Source organism: Sphingomonas sp., from assembly GCF_036388435.1.
Classification (GTDB): Bacteria; Pseudomonadota; Alphaproteobacteria; order Sphingomonadales; family Sphingomonadaceae; genus Sphingomonas.
On record NZ_DASVRV010000050.1, the window covers coordinates 1 to 1,627 of the forward strand.

Here is a 1,627-nt window from a genome sequence, read left to right on the forward strand (position 1 = left end):
CGCGATCGGCGCAAAATGGGCGCTGGGCGGCGACGGCGAGATCGACGGCAATCTTACCGTTAACGGCACGATCGTCGCGCGCAAGTTCGACCGCGCCTCGATGTCGCGCGTCGCAACTTCGTCTTTCAGCGGGAGCATCACGCCGGCGCTTGGGCAGACCGTCTCTGTCCCGTGGAGCCTCGCGCTCGGCGTGCTGCCGCCCCTGGGTCGGTTCATCTATGAGATGGCCGTCGCAGTGACCACCAACGCGGGACAGCAGAACGTCACCACCTACAACGGCAAGCCGCTTTACACCAACTTCATAGCCGATGGCGGCTTGGCGCTGGGCGCCAGCGACGCCCAAGGCAATGGCTATGGACCGCGCCCCAACAGTTCGGACCCGGTCCTGGCCACGACGGACTTCAACGCGGTCTTCAGCGCTTCGGTCGTTCGCGGCAGCGCTGACAGCGGCATCATCGACGACGGCGACTATTACTATCGCGACGTCAGCGCGACCTACACCCTGACCCAGATTTACCTCCGGGTGACATGGGTCGCCGTCTGAGGAGAATATCGGTGGAATATTGGATCGTCTATGACGTCGCGACCGGCGCCGTGCTGTACCGAGGCGAAGGCTCGGTGGGAACCGCGCGGTATCAGGCGTTGCCCGAAGGCGCCGCGCTCATTACCGTACCGCACGCGGTCGTCGCTTCAGTCGAGCTGAACTTGGTCGCGCTGCGCACCGCGCTGGCCGCACGGGTGGACGCGGACGCCGAGGCGATGCGCATGCGGTTCCTGACCCCCGGCGCCGGCCAGGCAATGACCTATCAGCGCAAGGAAGCCGAGGCGCGCGCGTACCTTGCTGACGCTGGCGCACCCGTCCCCTTCCTGGCGGCCGAGGCGCCTGCGCGCGGAATGACGATTGAGGCACTGGCCGTAGAGGTGGTCGACCGGGCGAATGCGTGGACCGCGATTGGCTCGACGATCGAAGCTTTGCGATTGGGAGCGAAGGGTGGGGTCGAGATCGCGACGACGCTGGGCAGCATCCTGGCCGCCGCAACCGTCACCTGGCCCGCCTGAATTTCAGATCGGAATGCTGATGACCGACGTAACGCCGACCGCCCCGCGCTGGATCCCGCTTGTCACCGTAATCCTCGGGTTGATCGGTACCGCCGGTCTGATCGTGACCGCTCTGACGATGATCGGCGCCTGGCGCGCCGGCGTCGACCTCCAGCTCACCGACCTGAAGAAGCGGATGGAGCAGGCCGAGGGTAACCAGCGCACCTACATCCCCGTCCTGATCGGCCTGTCGAAGGACGTCACGTACCTCGCCGAGCGCGCGCGCCGCGAGGACGATCGCGAGATCCGTCGCCGCCCATAACCGCCGGCGGCCGGTAGCCGCCATCCGGAGAAAACCATCATGATGATCGCCAATTGGCGCCAGTCCTGGCGCCTGTGGTCGGTGCGCGTGTCCGCGCTCGGCGCGGTGCTCGCCACCACCGCCGCAGCAGCGCCCGACGCTCTCATATCCGCCTGGCAGTCCCTGCCTGAAGAAATCCGCTACGTCGTGCCCGAACATGTCGGCCGCTGGATAACGCCGGTCCTCTTCGCCGCCTCGTTGGCCGCGCGGATCCTCAAGCAGCGGGAG

Annotated in this window: 4 protein-coding genes; all 4 read left to right on the plus strand. The window is 66.6% G+C overall.

Annotation, left to right across the window (positions count from 1 at the left end):
- The coding region (locus VF592_RS12425) for a hypothetical protein (protein ID WP_331005949.1) at positions 1-544 on the plus strand (544 nt) is incomplete at its 5' end.
- Between the two features lie 11 nt (positions 545-555).
- Positions 556-1,059, plus strand: coding sequence for a hypothetical protein (locus tag VF592_RS12430; protein ID WP_331005950.1), 504 nt, complete (start codon positions 556-558; stop codon positions 1,057-1,059).
- A gap of 19 nt (positions 1,060-1,078) precedes the next feature.
- Positions 1,079-1,360, plus strand: a complete 282-nt coding sequence (locus tag VF592_RS12435) for a hypothetical protein (protein ID WP_331005951.1) — start codon at positions 1,079-1,081, stop codon at positions 1,358-1,360.
- A gap of 39 nt (positions 1,361-1,399) precedes the next feature.
- On the plus strand, positions 1,400-1,627 hold a 228-nt coding region (locus VF592_RS12440; RefSeq protein WP_331005952.1), incomplete at its 3' end, for a hypothetical protein.